The sequence below is a fragment of the Streptomyces sp. Ag109_O5-10 genome (assembly GCF_900105755.1).
Lineage (GTDB): Bacteria > Actinomycetota > Actinomycetes > Streptomycetales > Streptomycetaceae > Streptomyces.
This window is the reverse complement of the sequence record NZ_FNTQ01000001.1, coordinates 1,166,780-1,186,449: the sequence shown is the minus strand read 5'-3', so window position 1 is coordinate 1,186,449 and position 19,670 is coordinate 1,166,780. Positions and strand designations below refer to the sequence as shown.

Genomic DNA, 19,670 nt, shown 5'->3' with positions numbered 1-19,670 from the left:
CGCATATGTTTCCAGCAGCTCACCCTCTAAGGAGCCCGATGGACCAGTCCGTACGACGGTACGGTGCCCGCTTCACCGGCCGCACCGCCGTGGTGACCGGCGCCGCCTCCGGCATCGGCGCCGCCACCGCCGCACGCCTCGCCGGGGAGGGCGCCGCCGTCGTGCTCGCCGACATCGCCGACGAACGCGGCCAGGCCGTGGTGGACGGGATCGAGAAGGACGGCGGCCGGGCCCGGTACGTGCACGCGGACGTCGCCGCCGAGGACGACTGGGCGCGGATCGTCACCGCCGCCCACGCCTTCGGCCCGGTCGACGTGCTCGTCAGCAACGCCTACACCGTCGAGGTCCGCCCGGCCGGCGAGATGAGCCTGGCGTCCTGGCAGCGGCAGCTCGCCGTCAACCTCACCGGCGGCTTCCTCGGCGTCAAGGCGGTCCTGCCCGACCTGCGCGCCGGCCGCGGCGCCGTCGTCCTCACCTCGTCCGTGCACGCCCACGCGGGCATCCCCGGCCACCCCGCCTACGCCGCGGCCAAGGGCGGCCTGCTGTCCCTGTGCGGACAGCTCGCCGTCGAGTACGGGCCCGAGGTCCGCGTCAACGCGGTACTCCCCGGCCCCATCCTGACCGGGGCCTGGGACCGCGTGGAGCCCGCGGAACGGGAACGCAGCATCGCCCAAACGGCCGCCCGCCGCTTCGGCACCCCCGAGGAGGTGGCCGCCGCGATCGCGTTCCTCTGCGCCGACGAGGCCTCCTACATCACCGGGTCGAGTCTCGTCGTGGACGGCGGCTGGAGCGTCGTGAAGGCCTCCGCATGATGCCCCTGGACCGGAACGTGGAAGAGAAAGGCTGTACGACATGACGCCCTACGCCCGCCGCGGTGTGCACGGCCAGACCGTGGAGGCCCTGGCGCGCCGCATCCTGGGCGGCGAGATCCCTGAAGGGGCCACGCTCGACCTGGTGGCGCTGCAGAGCGAACTCGACGTCAGCCTCACCGCCCTGCGCGAGTCCCTCAAGGTGCTCGCCGCCAAGGGCATGGTCGACGCCCGCCAGAAGCGCGGCACGTTCGTGCGGGCCCGCGCGGACTGGAACCTGCTCGACGCCGACGTGCTGCGCTGGCAGTTCGAGGGCGGGGGGACGACCGGCGCGGAATGGTCGCTGCTGCGCAACCTCGCCGAGGTACGCGCCATCATCGAGCCGGCCGCCGTCCGGCTCGCCGCCGAACGCCGCACCGAGGCCGACCTGCTGCTGCTGGAGACGGCCGTGCAGGCCATGGGGCGGGAGGAGGCCGACCCGGGCCATGCCGTCGACGCCGACCTCGCCTTCCACCGCGCCCTGCTCGCCGCCACCCACAACGAACTGCTCGAACGCATGGAGATGGTCATCGAGTCGGGACTCGCCCACCGCGATCGGATCGTGCACAGCTCCCCGCACAGCGAGGACCCCGTCCCCGCCCACCGCGCCGTCCTGGACGCGGTGCGCGACCGCGACCCGCAGGCCGCCGAGACGGCCATGCGGGCCCTGCTCGACCAGGCGGGCCGCGACCTGGCACGGCTGGACAGCCCCGAAGAGGGGACCGGAAGCAACGACACGGAAGGCAGCGACGGCCGGTGAAGATCGAGCGGATAGAGACCTTCCTCGTCCCGCCGCGCTGGCTGTTCTGCCGCGTCGAGACCGACGACGGCGTGGTCGGCTGGGGCGAGCCCGTCGTCGAGGGGCGCGCCGAGGTCGTCCGCGCGGCCGTGAACGTCCTCGCCGAGTACCTGGTGGGGCAGGACCCGCTGCGCATCCAGGACCACTGGCAGGTGCTCACCAAGGGCGGCTTCTACCGGGGCGGTCCGGTGCTGTCGAGCGCCGTCGCGGGCCTCGACCAGGCCCTGTGGGACATCGCGGGCAAGACCTACGGCGCGCCCGTGCACGCCCTGCTGGGCGGTCCGGTGCGCGACCGGGTGCGGGTCTACGCCTGGGTCGGCGGCGACGAACCCGCCCAGCTGACCGAGCAGATAGCCGCCCAGGTCGAAGCGGGGTTCACCGCGGTGAAGATGAACGCCGCCGGGGCCACCTCGCCGCTGGCGACGGCCGCGGAGACGGCGGCCGTGGTGGCCCGGGTGGGCGCCGCCCGGGACGCCCTCGGCCCGGACCGGGACGTCGCCGTCGACTTCCACGGCCGCTTCACCGCCGCCAGCGCGCGCCGCGTCCTCACCGAACTCGCCCCGCTCCACCCGCTGTTCGTGGAGGAACCGGTCGTCCCCGAACAGGGCCACCTGCTGCCCGGCCTGGTCACCGCGAGCCCGGTGCCGCTGGCCACCGGCGAACGGCTGTACTCGCGCGCCGAGTTCCTGCCCGTCCTCGCCGCCGGCGTCGCGGTCGCCCAGCCGGACCTCTCGCACGCCGGCGGCATCTCCGAGGTGCACCGCATCGCCTCGCTCGCCGAGACCTACGGCGCCCAACTCGCACCGCACTGCCCGCTCGGGCCCATCGCCCTCGCGGCCAGCCTCCAAGTCGCCTTCGCCACACCGAACTTCCTCATCCAGGAGCAGAGCCGGGGCATCCACTACAACAAGGACGCCGACCTCCTCTCCTACCTCGTCGACCCCGAACCCTTCCGGTTCGTCGACGGGCACGCGCACCGCGGTGACGCCCCCGGCCTCGGCATCACCCTGGACGAGGCGGCCGTCCGCGCGGCCGACCGCGCCGGGCACCAGTGGCGCAACCCGGTGTGGCGGCACGCCGACGGCTCCTTCGCGGAGTGGTGACCGTGCCGCTCGACGTCGTGACCGACCTCGCGCACGGCGGCCGCTGGACCTCGCTGCGGCACGGCGGCCGGGAATGGCTGTGGCGGCGCGAGAGCCCCGAACGCGACGGGGTCGCACCGGGCGACGCGTTCGTGGACGCGGGAGGGCTGGAGGAGTGCGTCCCGACCGTGCGCGGCACCCCCGACCACGGGGAGGCGTGGTCCCGGCCCTGGACGCGCGACGGGGACGGGGAGACGGTGCGCTGCGAGCGCTTCGCCCTCACGCGCACACTGCGCGCCACGGACGACGGTGTCGAGGCCGCCTACGTGCTCACGGCGGAGCCCGGATTCCGCTTCCTCTGGGCCGCCCACGCGCTCCTCGACCTCTCCGCGGAGGCCGTCGTGCGGATCCGGGAGGGGGCGCCCACCCGGCTCTTCCCGGAGGCGGCGCCCCTGCTGGACCGTCCCTGGCCGGCCGGTGCCCCCTGGGTGGAGGGCGACTGGCCGGCGCCCGGGGGGCTGCGGCTCGACCGGTTCGGGCCGGACGACGGTACGGCGGTCGGGGCCGTGGTGGCCGGCGGCCGGTGCTGTGTGCACGACGGCGCGGACCGGCTCGGCTTCGCCGTCGAGGCGGCGGGCCAGCCGGTCTCGGTCGCCCTGTGGCGCAACCTCGGCGGCTTCCCCGCAGGCCGGCCCTATCGCAGTACGGGCGTGGAGCCGATGCTCGGCCGCGTCTTCGACCTGGCCGACGCGGGCCCCGACGACGCCGCCCGCGTCCCCGCCTCGGGCGAGGTCCGCTGGCGGCTCACCGTCGGCGCGTCCTGCCCGTGCCCCCGCTGACCATGGAAGGAGCCCCGCTCGTGGATCTGCGAGCCGCCCTCGCCGCCCGCCGCCTGCTCGCCGTCGTGCGCGGCGGCGACCCGGACGCCGCCCTGCGCACCGTGCTGGCCCTGGCCGAGGAGGGCATCGAACTGATCGAGGTGTCGCTCAGCGGCGCCGACGCCCTCACCGTCATCGCGCGGGCCCACCAGGAACTGGGCCCCGGCCACCCGTTGGGCGCCGGCACGGTGCTGACCGCCGCCGACGCGCACGCCGCCCACCGCGCCGGCGCCGCCTTCGCCGTCACCCCCGGTCTCGGCGCCGGTGCCGACACCGCGCGGGAACTCGGCCTGCCGGTCCTGGCGGGCGTGCTGACCCCCACCGACGTGATCGCGGCGCAGGCCCGTGACGCGGCCGCCCTGAAGCTCTTCCCGGCCGCCGAGGCCGGGGGAGCGGCCTACCTGAAGGCGCTGCGCGGGCCGTTCCCCGACGCGGCGTTCGTCCCGGTCGGCGGCGTCGACGTGGCGGCCGCACGGGCCTACCTGGCCGCCGGGGCCACCGCGGTCGGCGTCGGCTCGCCCCTCGTCGGGGACGCGGCGGACGGCGGCAGCATCGGCGCGCTGCGCGACCGGGCCCGCGCGTTCCGCGCCGTCGTAGGGGAGGAGGGGGGCGCGTGACGGCTGCCTGGCGTCCGGCTCCGGGACCCGTCGTCTGCCTCGGCGAGACCATGGCCGCCCTCGTCCCCGACCCGCCGCTGCCGCTGGCGGAGGCCGGGCAGCTGCGGCTGTCCGTCGCGGGAGCCGAGTCGAACGTGGCCATGTACCTCGCGGACCACGGCGTTCCGGTCCACTGGCTCTCGGCCGTCGGCGACGACCCGCTGGGCCGCCGGGTGTGCGCCGTGGTCGCCGCCGCCGGGGTCGACGTGACGCGGGTGCGCACCGACCCGCACCGGCCCACCGGCCTCCTCCTCAAGAACCCGGGACCGGCCGGGACCGGCGTCCACTACTACCGCGCCGGTTCGGCGGCCTCGGCCCTCGGCCCCGGCCTGCTCGACGGCGAACCGGTGCGCTCGGCCGCCCTCCTGCACCTCACCGGTATCACCCCCGCCCTCTCCGCCTCCTGCCGCGCCCTGGTGACGCGGGCCCTGGACACCCCCGCCGGCGAACGGCCGTACGCCGTCAGCTTCGACGTCAACCACCGGGCCGCGCTGTGGCCGGACGGCACCGCGCCGACGGTGCTGCGCGCCCTCGCCGACCGGGCCGACATCGTCTTCGTGGGCCTGGACGAGGCGCAGCGGCTGTGGGGCGCGGACCTGACCGTCACGGGCCTGCGGGACCTGCTGCCGGGCCCGCGGATCCTCGTCGTCAAGGACGGTGCCCGGGCCGCGACCGCCCTGTCCGGGGAGGGGGCCTGCACGGTGCCCGCGCTGCGGACGACCGTGGTGGAACCGGTCGGGGCGGGCGACGCCTTCGCGGCGGGCTTCCTGGCCGGGCTGCTGCGCGCGGAGCCGCTGCCCCGCGCCCTCCGGCTCGGTCACCTCACCGCCGTGTCCGCGCTCGGGGTGACGGGGGATCACGGGCCGCTGCCCGAGGCCACGGACATCGCCCGGCTCCTCGCACTCCCGGAACCGGACTGGCAGCGGTACCGGGCGCCGACGGGAAGCTAGTGCCGCAACAGGCAACGTTCGCCCCGTCACGACGCCCGGCACGCACTCTCGCCGCACCGGACGGAAGCCCAAGTACATCCAGTACGAGGACTTCCGGCCGGCACGCCGAGAGCACGCACCGGACGCCGCTCCTTGACGGGCAAACGTTGCCTGCCGCGGCACTAGTCGATCAGGGCGATGCGCCCCTCGGTGAGCCGTCGCCGGACCCGCCGGCGACGGCCTTTGCGGTCCGTCCGGGACGGCCGCCCCGGCGCGTTCGGTCCTCCGCCACCCGGATGATCGTCCGGCCGGGCGTGCGCCTGTCCGGGGTGAACGCGGCGATCGCCAGGCTGTGCGCGGCCGGTCTCCACGCGGTAACTCCCCACCGCAAGCCGTGACGTCGACCCCTCGATCGGATCCACTGCCCGCGCCGGAACACGCCCGTGTGGACGCGGCCGCCGGCTGGGGCGTGGACCCGCCCGAGCTGCCCGGCTGGGCCGCAACCCGCAACCCGCAACCCGCCGCCCGCCGCCCGCCGCCCGCCGCCCGCAACCCGCCGCGCGGCCGGCCCGGCGAGCGACCGGCCGGCACCGGCGGGGCCGTACCGGAGCGTCCGGCCACGGCTCACGATCGGTCGAGAGCGTGTTCGCTCCGTAGCCGTCGGTGAAAAAACACGTGGACCGAGGGACCGCGGTCGCGGGACACTTTCCTTTCCTGACCTGCCGATTCCAGGCCGCCGCGGACCGTGCGGCGGCCGACTCGGCATGCCGCGCGACGACTACACAGGGTTGAGATGACATCCTCTGTCGATTTACCTGCGACGGGACCGCGCAAGGGCGCCGTGCTGCTCGCGCTTCGCTACTACGGACGGGAGCTGGCCCGGCTCAAGTGGCTCACGCTGCCCGGGATGCTGCTGCCGGCGCTCGGAAACATCGGAATCAACTACCTGGCCCCGCTGGTCGTGGCCAAGCTGATCGGCCGGATCGCCGACAGCCACGGCCTGGGCCTCGGCGCCACACTGCCGTACGTCCTCGGCTTCGCCGGTGTCCTGCTGCTGGCGGAGACGTTCTGGCGGGTCGGTCTGCACTGCCTGAACCGTCTGGACGCCCTCGGTATCGAGCACCTGTACGTCATCGGCATGGACGAACTGTTCGCGAAGGACGCCGCGTTCTTCCACGACAACTTCGCGGGCTCGCTCACCAAACGGGTGCTGAGCTTCGCCACCCGCTTCGAGGAGTTCGCCGACACGCTGACCTTCAACATCGTCGGCAGCTTCGTGCCGCTGGCGTTCGGCGCGGTGATCCTGTGGCGCTACCAGCCGCTGCTCGTCGTCGCGCTCCTCGCGATGATCGCGGTGACGGCGGTGTGCGTGTTCCCGCTGATCCGCCGCCGCCAGCGGCTCGTCGACCAGCGCGAGGAGGCGATCGCCAGGGTGTCCGGGCATGTCGCCGACAGCCTGATGAACATGGACACCGTCCGGGCGTTCGCCGCCGAGCGGCGGGAGGCCGCCGAACACCGGTCGCGGGTCGCCGAGTCGCGGCGGCGCACCCTGCGCTCCTGGGACTACGGCAATCTGCGCATCGACACCTTCGTCGCGCCGATGTCCGTGGCGACCAACGCGGTGGGCCTGCTGCTCGCGGTGGCGCTGGCGGGCGGCGGGCACAGCGTGGAGGCGGTCGTGGTCGCCTTCACCTACTACACCAACGCGACCCGGATCATGTTCGAGTTCAACCAGATCTACCGGCGCGTGGAGAGCTCCATGACGGAGGCGGCCCAGTTCACCGAACTGCTCCTCGAACCGCCGACCGTCACCGACCCCCAGCACCCGGAGCCGCTCGCGCCCCGGGCCGCCGACGTCCGCTTCGAGAAGGTCTCCTTCACCCACGCGGGCGCCAAACCCCTGTTCGAGGGACTGGAGCTGGACGTGCCCAGCGGGTCGAAGTTCGGGTTCGTCGGCCGGTCCGGCGGCGGCAAGACCACGCTGACCCGGCTGCTGCTGCGGATGACCGACATCGACGCCGGCCGGATCACGATCGGCGGCCAGGACATCAGCCGGCTGCGCCAGGCCGACCTGCGCAGCCAGATCGCCTACGTCCCGCAGGACCCGGCGATGTTCCACCGCACCCTGCGGGAGAACATCGCCTTCGCCCGGCCGGACGCCACCGACGCCGAGATCCGGCTGGCCGCCGAGGCCGCGCACGTCACGGAGTTCGCCGAGGCGCTGCCCGACGGGTTCGACACGATGGTGGGGGAGCGCGGCGTCAAGCTCTCCGGCGGCCAGCGCCAGCGGGTCGCCCTGGCCCGGGCGATCCTCAGGGACGCCCCGATCCTGCTCCTGGACGAGGCGACCAGCGCGCTGGACTCCGAGAGCGAGATCCTCGTCCAGGAGGCGCTGTGGCGGCTCATGGAGGGCCGCACGGCACTGGTGGTGGCGCACAGGCTGAGCACGGTCGCCTCGATGGACCGGCTGGTGGTCCTGGACCGCGGCCGGATCGTCGAGCAGGGCACGCACCACGAACTGCTCGACGCGCAGGGCGCCTACGCCAAGTTGTGGCAGCACCAGTCGGGCGGGTTCCTTGACGAGGGGCCCAGGCCCGCCGAAGTGCACTAGGCACCGCCCTGGAGGGGACCGGGGTGCGTCGTCGGGCGGCTGCGGGCTTGTTGTGGCTGGCCGCGCAGTTCCTTCCCCGGCCTTCGGCCGGGGGTACCCCCGGCGCCCCTTACGGGGCGCTCCCGCGGGCGGGTGGTAGACAGGTGACCATGAGCCACCTGAACGCCCTCGCCCGCGCGGCGGGACCGCGATGACCGCCGGGATCGACACCCCCGACCGCCGGGGCCGTACCGGTCTCGACCGGACCGGTCTGGATCTGACCGGCAACCCGCGTGTGAAGGTCCGGGACGTGAAACTGCTGTCCAGTCACTGGTACGTCGAGCGGGCCACCACCTTCGACCTCCAGCACGCCGACGGCACCTGGCACACCGAGGAGCGCGAGACCCACGACCGGGGCAACGGCGTCACGCTCCTCCTGTACGACACCGAGCGGGAGACCGTCCTGCTCACCCGCCAGTTCCGGTTCCCGGTGTACGTCAACGGCCACCCCGACGGCATGCTCATCGAGACCCCGGCGGGGCTCCTGGACGACGAGGCCGAGCACCCGGAGCAGGCGGTGCGCCGCGAGGTCGTCGAGGAGACCGGTCACACCGTCGGCGAGGTCGAACACGTCTTCGACGTCTACATGAGCCCGGGTTCGGTGACCGAACGGATCTCCTTCTACGCGGCCGCCTACGGCCCCTCGACCCGCACCCACGAGGGCGGCGGCCTGGACGAGGAGGGCGAGGACATCGAGATCCTCGAACTCCCCTTCCGGCGCGCCCTGGAGATGATCCGCACCGGCGAGATCGTCGACGCCAAGACCATCATGCTGCTGCAGTGGGCGGCCCTGGACGGCCCGTTCGCCCGCGACTGACACCGGCCCCGCGCCCCTCAAGGGGCGCGGGGCCGGTGTCGACCTGCGGCTCCGCCGCGTGGGCGCGACCGGCCACCACGGACCCGCAGCCGCCGGACGGCCGCACCGCCCCGGCGGCTAGGCGTCCCGCCGCGGCTCCCGCACGACGGCCACCTCACCCGGCGCCACGGTGACCGTCCCGTCGGCCGCCTTCCCGGACAACAGCTCCACCGACCCCGCGGCGACCGGGACCTCGGCCCCCTCGCCGGTGTGGTCGATCACGAACACGTAGTCCGCGTCCGCCCCGCGCCGCACGGCGACCTCCACACCGGCCGGGGCGGTGCGGCCCGCGGCCACCCCCGCCTCGGCGCGGATCCGGCCCAGCAGCCCCGCCAGGGTGTCCGCGTCGGGGAGTGTGGCCAGGTACCAGGCGGTGCCCGGGCCGTACCCGTGCCGGGTCACCGCCGGGACACCGGCCAGCGGACCGTCGGCGAACGACGTCACCGCGGCCGCGCCCGCGAGCCGCACCCGCTCCGACCAGAGCGAGCCCGTGCCGCCCTCGCTCAGCGTCACCCGCTCCTCGGGCAGCAGCGGGAACAGCTCGTCCGTGGACACGCCCAGCAGGTCCCGGAAGGCGCCCGGGTAACCGCCGAGCCGGACATGGCAGTTCTCGTCCACCGCGCCGCTGTGGAAGCCGACGGCGAGGGTGCCGCCGGCCTCCGCGAAGGCGGTCAGGTTCGCCGCGCCCGTGTCGTCCACCAGGTACAGGCTCGGGGCCAGCACCACCTTGTACGCCGACAGGTCCCCGTCCGGGCGGACGAAGTCCACCGCCACGCCGGCCCGCCACAGCGGCTCGTACCAGGCGCGGACGACGTCCAGGTAGCGCAGCCGCTCGCTCGGCTGCGAGGGCAGCTCCACGGCCCACCGGGCGTCCCAGTCCCAGACGACGGCCAGCTCGGCGGTGCCGGTGCTGTCGCGCACCTCGGCGAGCGCCTGGAGGTCGGCGCCCAGCCGGACCACGTCCCGCCAGATCTGGCTGTCGGTCCCGGCGTGCGGCAGCATCGCCGAGTGCCACTGCTCGGCACCCGCCTTCGCCGCCCGCCACTGGAAGTAGCAGATGCCGTCGGCCCCGTGCGCCACGTGCGCGAGCGCGTTGCGGCGCAACTCACCGGCGGTCTTCGCCCGGTTGACGGGCTGCCAGTTCACCGCGCCCGTCGAGTGCTCCATCAGCAGCCACGGACCGCCCGCCAGCGACCGCATCAGATCGCCGCTGAGGGCGATGTCGATCTGCGACTCCGGGTCGGTGGACCGCAGGTAGTGGTCGTTGGCCACCACGTCCAGCTCCGGTGCCCAGCGCCAGTAGTCGAGGGCGTCGAAGTTGAACATCACCATGAAGTTGGTGGTGGCGGGGATCGCCGGGGCCGCCTCCCGCAGCACGTCGCGTTCCGCCGTGTACAGGGAGAGGAGTTCGTCGGAGCAGAACCGCCGCCAGTCCAGCTGGTGCGTCGGGTTGGGCACGGCGCCGGTCGCGCGGGGCGGCAGGACCTCGTCCCAGTCGTAGTACCACTGGCTCCAGAAGGTGGTGCCCCAGGCGTCGTTGAGGGCCGCCAGGTCGTCGCCGTACCGGGCCCGCAGCCAGCGGCGGAAGGAGGCCGCGCTGGTGTCGCAGTAGCAGGCGGCGTTGTGGCAGCCGTACTCGTTGTGGACGTGCCACATCTTTACGGCCGGGTGGCTCGCGTACCGGTTCGCGAGCGCACCCGCGATGCGCAGCGCGGCCTCGCGGTAGGCGGGGCTGCTCGGGCAGAACGTCTGACGGCTGCCGTAGGACAGGGTGCGGCCGTCGTGGTCCACCGGGAGCGCCTCGGGGTGGGCGCGGAAGAACCAGGCCGGCGGGGCGGCCGTCGGGGTGGCGAGGTCGGCGGCGATGCCGTTCTCGTGGAGGAGGCCGAGGACCTTGTCCATGCGGGAGAAGTCGTAGACGCCCTCGGAGGGCTCCAGCAGGGCCCACGAGAAGATGCCGACGCTGACCATGTTCACACCCGCCTCGCGCATCAGGCGGACGTCCTCGGCCCATACCTCCTCGGGCCACTGCTCGGGGTTGTAGTCGCCGCCGTAGGCGATGCCGGGGACGGAGAGGGTGCGGTCGTTCATCGGTTGGCTCCGGTGGCTGCGGTGAGAAGGCGGCGGGTCGTCGCCACGCCCCACTGGTCGAGGGAGAGCAGCCGGTCGCTGGAGGCGACCAGGCCGCCGACGGCCTCCACGTGCGCCGCCCAGCGGGCACGGGTCTCCACGGCGGGGCGGGCCATCAGGCAGTCGGGGTCGTTGACCCAGAGGCGGCCGTGCTGCCACTGGCGGGCGACGCCGGTGAACTCGGCCGGATCCTGGCCCGGTTGGCTGTAGTCGTCGGCCTCGGGGCGGCGGTGCGGTGCCGTGTCCGGGCTGACCCGCATCGCGTCGAACAGGCCGATGGAGGGCAGCATCGGCGCGCCGCAGCCCAGCAGGTAGGCGTCCGCGCCGATCGCCTCCCGGATCAGGCCGACGCCCAGCCGGTACGCGGTGAGCGCGTCCGCGCCCGAGTGCCGTACCCCCTCCATCGCGCCCGCGTAGAGGAAGTCGGCCTTGAAGTAGTCGTAGCCCTCGGCGCGCAGCGTCGCGAAGACGTCGGTGAGGTAGGCCGCGGCGGCCGGGTGGGTCGTGTCGAGGACGTAGAGCACGTGCCCCCAGTTGCGGCCCGCGCGCAGCGGCCGGCCGTCGGGGTCGCGGACCAGCCAGTCCGGGTACGTCTCGGCGAGGTCGCTCGCCGGGTCGACCAGGAAGGGCGCCGTCCAGATGCCCGCCCGGCGGCCGTGGGCGCGGATGGCGTCCGCGATGCCCCGCCGGGAGCGGAAGCGGCCGGAGAGGGTCAGCCAGTCGCCCAGGGCGCTCTGGTGGCCGTCGTCGATCTGCACCACGTCGATCGGCAGGTCGAGGGTGTCCATCGCCCGCAGGTTCTCGTGGATGTCGTCCTCGGTGACGGCCGTGAAGTACTCGTACCAGGAGCACCAGACGGTGGGCGCCGGGCGGGGCGCCGGCCCGGCCAGGGCGTCGGCCCACTCGCCCAGCACGGACTGGATGCCCGCGCCGGTCCACTCCTTGACCGGGCCGTCGGCCTCGACCTCGGCGACCCCGCCCGCCACGGTCAGCCGGACCGACGGCACCTCGTGCAGCGGGTCGGCCGCCGCCCAGAGCCGGACCGGGGAGCCGTCGCCCGGGTCGAGCGCCAGCAGGCCCTCGCCCTGGAAGGCCCCGGCGGGGACAGCGCGGCCGGGGCGGTAGCACACGGTCGCCCAGTTGGCGTTCGCCGGGCGGTACGGGGCCGTGCCGAGGGCGTAGGCGCCGCTGGGCGACCAGGACTGCCAGCCCTCCTCGTGGACACGGGCGGTACGCGTGTCCACGGGCACCGAGGCGACCGGGGTGAACGGGTTGTGCACGAGGTTCTCTTTCAAAGGGGGCCGATCAGCCCTTGGCGGAGCCCAGGGTCAGACCGCTGACGAACTGCTTCTGGAGCGCGAAGTACACGATCAGCGTCGGGATCGCGGTCAGCAGGGAACCGGCGGCGACCAGGTTCGGGTCGGTGAAGTACTGGCCGGAGAGGTTGTTCAGCGCCGACGTGATCGGCATGTTCTCACCGGTCGAGATCAGCACCAGGGCCCAGAAGAAGTCGTTGTAGATCCAGATCGACAACAGGGTCGCCAGGGCCGCCATCGCCGGCTTGCACAGCGGCAGCGTGATCTGCCAGTACAGCCGCCACACCGAGGCGCCGTCCACCAGCGCGGCCTCGGTCAGCTCGTGCGGCAGCGAACGCATGTAGTTCGACAGCACGAACGCGCAGAAGCCGGACTGGAACGCGACGTGGATCAGCACCAGGCCGAGCGCCGAGTCGTACAGCTTGCCGCTCTGCGTGATCCCCGGCAGGTTCGTCAGCAGGTACATCCGGTACAGCGGGGTGATGATGACCTGCTGCGGCAGCAGGTTGCCGGCCGTGAACACCAGCAGCAGGAACAGGTTGACCCGGAAGTCGAACCGGGCGACGTAGAACGCGACCATCGACGACAGGAACAGCGTGAGCAGCACGGCCGGGACCGCGATGACCAGCGTGTTCATGAAGTAGTGCGTCATGTCCGACTGCTCGAACGCGTTCTTGAAGTTGTCGAAGTTCAGCGTGTGCGGCCAGGACACGTAGCCGCGGTTGCTGGTCTCGCTGTACGGGCGCAGCGCCGAGAAGATCGCCCACAGCAGCGGCGCGAGCCACGCCAGGGCCGTGACGGCCAGGAACGCGTGCAGCAGCACGCGGGCCGGGCGGATCGGGTTGCGCTGCTTGGGCAGCGCGCTGCTCACGGTGCTCATGCGCGGCGCTCCTTCCGGAAGGTCGCGATCAGGTAGGGAATGATCACGATCAGCGAGATGAACAGCAGCACCACCGCGATCGCCGAGCCGTAACCGATGCGGCTGGACTCGCCGATGATGTTGTTGGTCACCAGGATGGAGAGCAACTCGGTGCCCTGGGCGCCCTTGTTGAAGACGAAGACCAGGTCGAAGGCGCGCAGTGCCTCGATGATGGTCACGACCAGGACGATGGTGTTGGTCGGCCGCAGCGTCGGGAAGATGACGTTCTTGAACGTCTGCCACTCGTTGGCGCCGTCGAGGGCCGAGGCCTCCCGCAGCGACGGGTCGACGCTCTTCAGGCCGGCCAGGTACAGGATCATCATGTAGCCGGTGTGCCGCCAGGACGCGGCGACCAGGACCGCCCACAGGTTGAGGTTCGGGTCACCGATCCAGTCGATGTAGTGGCCCGGCTTGTTGGCGCCGATGATGCTGTTGATCAGGCCCGTGTCCGGGTTGTAGATCAGCTGCCAGACGAACCCGATGCAGGCCAGCGAGATGACCACCGGAAGGAAGAACGCCGTCTGGTAGACCCGGCTGAACCGGATCTTCTTGTCCAGTTGCACGGCCAGGAACAGGCCGAACGGCGTCGGGATCAGGATGAGCACCACGAACCAGATGACGTTGTGCTCGACGGCCGGCCAGAACTGCGGGTTGTCGGCGAAGAGTTGGTGGAAGTTGTCGAACCCGACCCACTTGATGGAGTCGAAGCCGATGCCGTCCCAGGAGGTGAAGGCCAGCAGGATCGAGGCCAGGGCGGTCACCCAGACCAGGAGGACATGGAGGATCGTCGGCACGCCCGCCATGAAGGCGAGGACGATCCGGTCACGGCGGGTCAGCAGGCGCTTGTGGCCCTGCTGGACCCGCTTCTTCTCGGACGCGCGCCCAGGAGGCGGCACGGCGGCCGCCTCCTGGGACTTCGTGGGGGTGTCGGTCGACATTCGGGAACTCACTGGGACGCGAAGATCGTCTTCTTCTGGCGCTCGATGGACGAGAGCAGATTGTCGATGTCCTTCGGGTTCTGCAGGAACTTCTGCAGGCCGGGCTGCATCACGGTGGAGGTGAAGTCCGGGCGCGAGTCGCGGTCCATGAACTGGGTGAGGTTCTTGGCGCCGCTGATCATCGTGTACGCCTTCTTCTGCAGCGCGGTGTACGACGAGGTGTCGGCCTTGCTGGAGGCGGCCACCACGCTGGAGTCGGCCTTGAGGTAGATCTGCTCGGCCTCGGGGGTGCCCAGGTACTCCATGAGCTTGACGACGCCGTCGTGGTTCTTGGGGGACTTGCTGACCATGAAGCCGTCGGTGGGCGCCTCGACGGTGTCCTGGCCGTACGCCGAGTTGATCTCCGGGAAGGCGAAGAAGTCGAGGTCGTCCAGGTCCGCCTTGTTGGTGAACTGCTGGGCCACGAAGGAGCCGAGGACGTACATGCCGGCCTTCTTTGACACCAGGGTCTGTGCGGCGTCCTGCCAGGTGCGGCCCATGAAGCCGTCCTGGTGGTAGGGGAGGATCTCGGCCCAGTGGTCGAAGACGGCCTTGACCTTGGGGTCGGTCCACGCCTCCTTGCCCGCCATCAGGGACTTGTGGAAGTCGTAGCCGTTGAGGCGGAAGTTGATCTGGTCGAAGGTACCCATCGCCGGCCAGGCGTCCTTGTCGCCGAACGCGATCGGGACCAGGCCGTCGTTCTTCATCTTCTTGCACAGGGCGACGAACGCGTCCCAGGTGGTGGGGACTTCGTAGCCCTTGGCCTGGAAGACGCTCTTGCGGTAGAAGATCGCCCAGGGGTACGTGTACAGCGGCACGAAGTAGTACTTGCCGTCCTCGCCCTTGCTGAGCTGCTTCATCGCGTCGGGGAAGTTGTCCCCGATCTTGGCCCACACGTCGTCGATCGGCGAGGCCAGGTTCTTGGCCGCGAAGAACTGCATGCGGTAACCGGCGAACCAGGTGAACACGTCGTCCGGCGTACCCTGCAGGTAGGAGTTGATCTGCTCCTGGAAGGTGTTGTGGTCCTTCGTGTTGACGTTGACCTTGATGCCGGACTGCTTGGTGAAGGCGGCGTAGATCTCCGCGAAGGCCTTCTTCGGCACGGCGTCGGACGAGTTGGAGCCGAGGCTGACGGTCTTCGGGTCGGAGGAGGACCCGCTGCCGCCGCAGGCGGAGAGCAGGGGTATACCGGCGCCCGCGAGGAGGGCGGCCGAACCGGCACCGCGCAGGACGTTACGGCGGCTCGGACCCGGCACGTGAAGACCGGACGGGGAGATGCGCATGGCGGCTCCTGTAGTAACAGGGTTCGGCAAGGGGAAGAGTTGATCTTCGAAAGGTCCCGAAACCGATCAGAAACCAACTCGGCCGAACATCGTGGGCGCAATAACAGCCGGTTGTCCGCTCATGCGTCAATAGCCTGCGGCTCTCTCGCCCGTCTCTTGCCCGAAACGTAATCGACATGGTTGCCTGCCGGTTTGTTGAACAAACCGGTACGACGGAGCCCCCACGGGACAAACTCCATGGGGGCTCGTGTGCGGGCGTGTTGGTTTCGGCTGTCGGGACCAGCGCCTAAACCCGCAGCAACCGGCCCGGCCCCGCATGTTCTATGGCCGTACCAGCAGTTGGAAGTCGAAGGCGTACCGGGACGCCCGGTAGACGTGGCTGCCGTACTCCACCGGCCGCCCGGTGTCGTCGTACGCGGTCCGCTGCATGGTCAGCAGGGCGGCGCCCTCCTGCTCGTCGAGCCGCACGGCCTCCTCGGCGGTGGCGCTGCGGGCGCCCACCGTCTGCCGGGCGCTGTGCAGGGTGATGCCGGCCGTCCGCATCATCCGGTACAGACCGGTCGACTCCAGCCGCTCCGTGTCGAGTTCGAGCAGGGCGGCGGGCAGGTAGTTGCACAGGAACGCCACCGGCTGGCCGTGCGTGCAGCGCAGCCGCTCCAGGACGACCACCTCCGCGCCCTCCGCGATGCCGAGCGCGGCGGCCACCTCGGCACTCGCCGGGATGCGCTCGTTGCGCAGCACCCGGGTGGTCGGGCCCTGCCCGGCCGACTCCAGGTCGTCGTAGAGGCTGCTCAGCTCCAGCGGCCGCTTGACCTGACTGTGCACCACCTGGGTGCCCACGCCCCGGCGGCGCACCAACAGCCCCTTGTCGACGAGGGACTGGATGGCCTGGCGGACCGTGGGCCGGGACAGCCCGAGCCGCACCGACAGGTCGATCTCGTTGCCCAGAAGGTTGCCCGGGGCGAGCACCCCGTGCTCTATGGCCTCCTCCAGCTGCTGGGCGAGCTGGTAGTAGAGCGGAACCGGACTGCCGCGGTCCAGGGCGAAGTCCAGGGTGTCGAGCGCCGAGACGGTCGCGCTGCGGGCGGAACCACCGGTACGGGCCATCGGGACACCTCCTTCCGGGGTTCGGGGGGTCACAGGTGCCGGCGGCGGTCGGCGACCTGCCGGTCGTACTCCTCGCGGGCGTGCACCGCGGCCTCGCGGGCGGCGGTCTCGGCGACCGGCACGTCCCACCAGGCCTCGGCCCCGGGCGCGGTCGGCGCCGGGTCCGTCTCCACGTACACGCATGTCGGCCGGTCGCTCGCGCGGGCCGCGGCAAGGGCTTCGCGCAGCTCCCGCACGGTCTTGGCGCGCAGCACCTCCATGCCGAGGCTGGCCGCGTTGGCGGCGAGGTCCACCGGCAGCGGGGCGCCGCCGAAGGTCCCGTCGGCGGAGCGGAAGCGGTAGGCGGTGCCGAACCGCTCGCCGCCGACGGTCTCGGAGAGGCCGCCGATGGAGGCGTACCCGTGGTTCTGGATCAGGACCAGGTTGACCGGCAGCCCCTCCTGGACGGCGGTGACGATCTCGGTCGGCATCATCAGATAGGTGCCGTCGCCCACCAGCGACCAGACCACCGCGTCCGGGGCCGCCTGCTGGACGCCGATGCCGGCCGGGATCTCGTAGCCCATGCAGGAGTAGCCGTACTCCAGGTGGTACTGGCGCGGCGAGCGGGCCCGCCACAGCTTGTGCAGGTCGCCCGGGAGCGAGCCGGCCGCGTTGATGACAACGTCGTCATCGCCCACGACGGCGTCGAGGGCTCCGAGCACCTGGGTCTGGGTGGGCACGGCGTCCTCGTCGTCGGCGCGGTAGGCGGCCTCGACGACCGCGTCCCAGCGCTCCTTGCCGGCCCGGTACTCGGCCTCGTACGCGCCGTCCACGCGGTACCCGGACAGTGCCCCCGCGAGCGCCTCCAGGGCCGTCCGCGCGTCCGCCACGACCGTGCGCGCGGCCAGCTTGTGGGCGTCGAAGCCGGTGATGTTCAGGTTCAGGAAGCGGACGTCCGGGTTCTGGAAGAGGGTGCCGGAGGCCGTGGTGAAGTCGGTGTACCGGGTACCGACGCCGATGACGAGGTCGGCGGTGCGGGCCAGGTCGTCGGCGACGGCGGTCCCGGTGTGCCCGATCCCGCCCAGGTCGGCCGGGTGGTCGTGGCGCAGCGAACCCTTGCCCGCCTGGGTGGAGGCGACGGGGATGCCCGTGGCCTCCACAAGGGCCCTCAGGGCGTCTTCCGCGCGGCTGTGGTGGACTCCGCCGCCCGCGACGATCAACGGCCGCTGAGCGGCCCGTACGGCGCTCACGGCGTCCGCCAGCTCCACGGGGTCGGGGGCCGGCCGCCGGACCCGCCACACGCGCTCGGCGAAGAACTCCTGGGGCCAGTCGTACGCCTCCGCCTGGACGTCCTGCGGGAGGGCCAGGGTGACCGCGCCGGTCTCGGCCGGGTCGGCGAGCACCCGCATGGCGTTCAGCGCGGAGGGGATCAGCGCCTCCGGGCGGGTGATCCGGTCGAAGTAGCGGGAGACCGGGCGCAGGGTGTCGTTGACGGAGACGTCGAACTCCGTCGGGTGCTCCAGCTGCTGCAGCAGAGGGTCCGGCGCGTGGCTTGCGAAGTAGTCGCCGGGGAGGAGGAGGACCGGCAGCCGGTTGATGGTGGCGAGGGCGGCGCCGGTCACCAGGTTGGTGGCGCCCGGTCCGATGGACGTGGTGACCGCCTGCGCCGAGAGCCGGTCCAGCTGGCGGGCGTGGCCGACCGCCGCGTGCACCATCGCCTGCTCGTTGCGGCCCTGGTGGTACGGCATGACGTCGCTGTACTCCAGGAGCGCCTGGCCGATCCCCGCCACGTTGCCGTGGCCGAAGATGCCCCAGGTGCCGGCGATCAGCCGGTGCCGGACACCGTCGCGCTCGGTGTACTGGGCGGACAGGAACCGCACCAGCGCCTGGGCGACGGTCAGGCGGGTGGTCGGCTGGCTCATGGGGACCTCATTCGGACGGGGCCGTGTCGTGCGGCGGGCGGGCGTCGGCGGACCGGGTCAGGGGTACGTCCGGTGGGAGCGGGTAGGGACGTGGGCGGATGCCCCTCAGGTGTAGATCGGGGCGGGTCGCGCTGTCAATGGTTTGTACTTACATTCGGACCTGCATGTGAAATGATGTCTTAACAAAGTATTGACAGCGGGCCTCACAGGGACTTGTATCCCGTCCCAGCGCACAGCAGTGACCCGGACCGCCTCCGTCGGCCCGGGCCAGGGGATCCGCCGGATCCCCTCCTTCTCCGGTCGCACAGTGAGGTGCAGGATGGACCGCTCTTCCCACTCCCGTTCGCGCAGGCTGGCCCCGATCGTGGCCGTCGCCGCGGCGGCAGCCCTGACCCTCGCAGGCTGCTCCAGCAGCTCCGGCGGAAAGAAGTCCGAAGAGGGAGGAGCGGCGGCCTCCGCGGGCAAGGCGTCCACCCCCCGCATGACGGTCGCGCTGGTCACCCACCAGGCGCCGGGCGACACCTTCTGGGACATCGTCCGCAAGGGAGCCCAGGCAGCCGCCGACAAGGACAACGTCAAGCTCGTCTACTCCGCCGACCCGAACGCGGGCAACCAGGCCAACCTGGTGCAGAACGCGATCGACCAGAAGGTCGACGGGATCGCCGTCACCCTCGCCAAGCCGGACGCCATGAAGGCCGTCGTCGCCAAGGCCACCGCCGCGAAGATCCCGGTCGTCGGCCTCAACTCCGGCCTGAGCGACTGGAAGAAGCTCGGGCTGCTGGAGTTCTTCGGCCAGGACGAGACGGTCGCGGGCGAGGCGCTCGGCAACCGGCTGAACTCCGAGGGCGCGAAGAAGGTCGTCTGTGTCATCCAGGAGCAGGGCAACGTAGGCCTCACCCAGCGCTGCGACGGCGTGAAGAAGACGTTCTCGGGGACGACCGAGACCCTGTACGTCGACGGCACCTCGCCGACCGCGGTCAAGTCGACGATCACCGCCAAGCTCACGCAGGACAAGGCCATCGACCACGTGGTCACGCTCGGTGCCCCGATCGCGCTGATCGCCGTCCAGTCGGTGTCCGACGCGGGCAGCCAGGCGAAGGTCGCCACCTTCGACCTCAACAAGGACCTGACCACGGCCATCAGCAAGGGGACCATCGAGTTCGCGGTGGACCAGCAGCCCTACCTCCAGGGCTACCTGGCGGTCGACTCGCTGTGGCTCTACAAGAACAACGGCAACTACAGCGGCGGCGGTGAGCAGCCCGTGCTGACCGGGCCGGCCTTCGTCGACAAGTCCAACGTCGACAAGGTCGCCGAGTTCGCCGCGAAGGGTACGCGGTGA

General features: G+C 72.0%; 16 protein-coding genes. 9 read left to right on the top strand and 7 right to left on the bottom strand.

Annotation, left to right across the window (positions count from 1 at the left end):
* Positions 1 to 38 precede the first annotated feature (38 nt).
* The 8 genes from BLW82_RS05525 (at position 39) to BLW82_RS05490 (ending at position 8,659) form a co-directional block, all read left to right on the top strand.
* A complete protein-coding gene (locus BLW82_RS05525; protein WP_093497737.1) occupies positions 39 to 812 on the top strand; it encodes an SDR family NAD(P)-dependent oxidoreductase in 774 nt (257 codons plus the stop codon).
* Positions 813 to 852: 40 nt separating this feature from the next.
* Positions 853 to 1,608: a FadR/GntR family transcriptional regulator gene (locus tag BLW82_RS05520; protein ID WP_093497736.1), complete on the top strand. Its 756-nt coding sequence runs from the start codon at positions 853 to 855 to the stop codon at positions 1,606 to 1,608.
* A complete protein-coding gene (dgoD, locus tag BLW82_RS05515; protein WP_093497735.1) occupies positions 1,605 to 2,750 on the top strand; it encodes a galactonate dehydratase in 1,146 nt (381 codons plus the stop codon). The genes BLW82_RS05520 and dgoD overlap by 4 nt, the downstream gene beginning before the upstream one ends.
* Positions 2,747 to 3,568: an aldose epimerase family protein gene (locus BLW82_RS05510; RefSeq protein ID WP_093497734.1), complete on the top strand. Its 822-nt coding sequence runs from the start codon at positions 2,747 to 2,749 to the stop codon at positions 3,566 to 3,568. The genes dgoD and BLW82_RS05510 overlap by 4 nt, the downstream gene beginning before the upstream one ends.
* A gap of 20 nt (positions 3,569 to 3,588) precedes the next feature.
* Entirely contained in the window at positions 3,589 to 4,224 is a 636-nt protein-coding gene (locus tag BLW82_RS05505) for a bifunctional 4-hydroxy-2-oxoglutarate aldolase/2-dehydro-3-deoxy-phosphogluconate aldolase (protein WP_093497733.1), read from the top strand.
* Positions 4,221 to 5,213, top strand: a complete 993-nt coding sequence (locus BLW82_RS05500; RefSeq protein ID WP_093497732.1) for a sugar kinase — start codon at positions 4,221 to 4,223, stop codon at positions 5,211 to 5,213. Before BLW82_RS05505 ends, BLW82_RS05500 begins: the two co-directional genes overlap by 4 nt.
* Before the next feature lie 772 nt (positions 5,214 to 5,985).
* A complete protein-coding gene (locus BLW82_RS05495; RefSeq protein ID WP_093497731.1) occupies positions 5,986 to 7,803 on the top strand; it encodes an ABC transporter ATP-binding protein in 1,818 nt (605 codons plus the stop codon).
* A 190-nt stretch (positions 7,804 to 7,993) separates the two neighbouring features.
* On the top strand, positions 7,994 to 8,659 hold the full coding sequence (locus tag BLW82_RS05490; RefSeq protein WP_093497730.1) for an NUDIX domain-containing protein: 666 nt from the start codon (positions 7,994 to 7,996) through the stop codon (positions 8,657 to 8,659).
* 117 nt (positions 8,660 to 8,776) lie between these two features.
* Here BLW82_RS05490 and BLW82_RS05485 read toward each other — a convergent pair whose 3' ends face one another.
* From BLW82_RS05485 to iolD, 7 genes are all read right to left on the bottom strand, one after another.
* Positions 8,777 to 10,789 (bottom strand): beta-galactosidase, encoded by a 2,013-nt coding sequence (locus BLW82_RS05485; RefSeq protein WP_093497729.1) that lies wholly within the window; start codon positions 10,787 to 10,789, stop codon positions 8,777 to 8,779.
* Positions 10,786 to 12,108: a glycoside hydrolase family 36 protein gene (locus BLW82_RS05480; protein WP_093497728.1), complete on the bottom strand. Its 1,323-nt coding sequence runs from the start codon at positions 12,106 to 12,108 to the stop codon at positions 10,786 to 10,788. Before BLW82_RS05480 ends, BLW82_RS05485 begins: the two co-directional genes overlap by 4 nt.
* A gap of 25 nt (positions 12,109 to 12,133) precedes the next feature.
* Positions 12,134 to 13,024: a carbohydrate ABC transporter permease gene (locus BLW82_RS05475; RefSeq protein WP_093497727.1), complete on the bottom strand. Its 891-nt coding sequence runs from the start codon at positions 13,022 to 13,024 to the stop codon at positions 12,134 to 12,136.
* The gene (locus BLW82_RS05470; protein ID WP_093497726.1) at positions 13,021 to 14,001 is read right to left on the bottom strand and encodes a carbohydrate ABC transporter permease; all 981 of its coding nucleotides are present in this window, start codon (positions 13,999 to 14,001) and stop codon (positions 13,021 to 13,023) included. Before BLW82_RS05470 ends, BLW82_RS05475 begins: the two co-directional genes overlap by 4 nt.
* A gap of 8 nt (positions 14,002 to 14,009) precedes the next feature.
* A complete protein-coding gene (locus BLW82_RS05465; RefSeq protein WP_093497725.1) occupies positions 14,010 to 15,323 on the bottom strand; it encodes an ABC transporter substrate-binding protein in 1,314 nt (437 codons plus the stop codon).
* Between the two features lie 321 nt (positions 15,324 to 15,644).
* Positions 15,645 to 16,430, bottom strand: coding sequence for a GntR family transcriptional regulator (locus BLW82_RS05460; RefSeq protein ID WP_093497724.1), 786 nt, complete (start codon positions 16,428 to 16,430; stop codon positions 15,645 to 15,647).
* A 29-nt stretch (positions 16,431 to 16,459) separates the two neighbouring features.
* Positions 16,460 to 18,331 carry a 3D-(3,5/4)-trihydroxycyclohexane-1,2-dione acylhydrolase (decyclizing) gene (gene iolD / locus BLW82_RS05455; protein ID WP_093497723.1) on the bottom strand — a complete coding sequence of 624 codons (1,872 nt, stop codon included), beginning with the start codon at positions 18,329 to 18,331 and terminating at the stop codon, positions 16,460 to 16,462.
* A gap of 319 nt (positions 18,332 to 18,650) precedes the next feature.
* Between iolD and BLW82_RS05450 the strand changes: the two genes are divergently transcribed.
* Positions 18,651 to 19,670 carry a substrate-binding domain-containing protein gene (locus BLW82_RS05450; protein WP_093497722.1) on the top strand — a complete coding sequence of 340 codons (1,020 nt, stop codon included), beginning with the start codon at positions 18,651 to 18,653 and terminating at the stop codon, positions 19,668 to 19,670.

Coding starts and splice junctions, on each gene's coding strand:
- BLW82_RS05465 (WP_093497725.1), bottom strand. CDS start 15,323: ATGCGCATCTCCCCGTCCGGTCTTCACGTGCCGGGTCCGAGCCGCCGT.
- BLW82_RS05485 (WP_093497729.1), bottom strand. CDS start 10,789: ATGAACGACCGCACCCTCTCCGTCCCCGGCATCGCCTACGGCGGCGAC.
- BLW82_RS05450 (WP_093497722.1), top strand. CDS start 18,651: ATGGACCGCTCTTCCCACTCCCGTTCGCGCAGGCTGGCCCCGATCGTG.
- BLW82_RS05475 (WP_093497727.1), bottom strand. CDS start 13,024: ATGAGCACCGTGAGCAGCGCGCTGCCCAAGCAGCGCAACCCGATCCGC.
- BLW82_RS05520 (WP_093497736.1), top strand. CDS start 853: ATGACGCCCTACGCCCGCCGCGGTGTGCACGGCCAGACCGTGGAGGCC.
- BLW82_RS05495 (WP_093497731.1), top strand. CDS start 5,986: ATGACATCCTCTGTCGATTTACCTGCGACGGGACCGCGCAAGGGCGCC.
- BLW82_RS05460 (WP_093497724.1), bottom strand. CDS start 16,430: ATGGCCCGTACCGGTGGTTCCGCCCGCAGCGCGACCGTCTCGGCGCTC.
- BLW82_RS05470 (WP_093497726.1), bottom strand. CDS start 14,001: ATGTCGACCGACACCCCCACGAAGTCCCAGGAGGCGGCCGCCGTGCCG.
- BLW82_RS05490 (WP_093497730.1), top strand. CDS start 7,994: ATGACCGCCGGGATCGACACCCCCGACCGCCGGGGCCGTACCGGTCTC.
- iolD (WP_093497723.1), bottom strand. CDS start 18,331: ATGAGCCAGCCGACCACCCGCCTGACCGTCGCCCAGGCGCTGGTGCGG.
- BLW82_RS05525 (WP_093497737.1), top strand. CDS start 39: ATGGACCAGTCCGTACGACGGTACGGTGCCCGCTTCACCGGCCGCACC.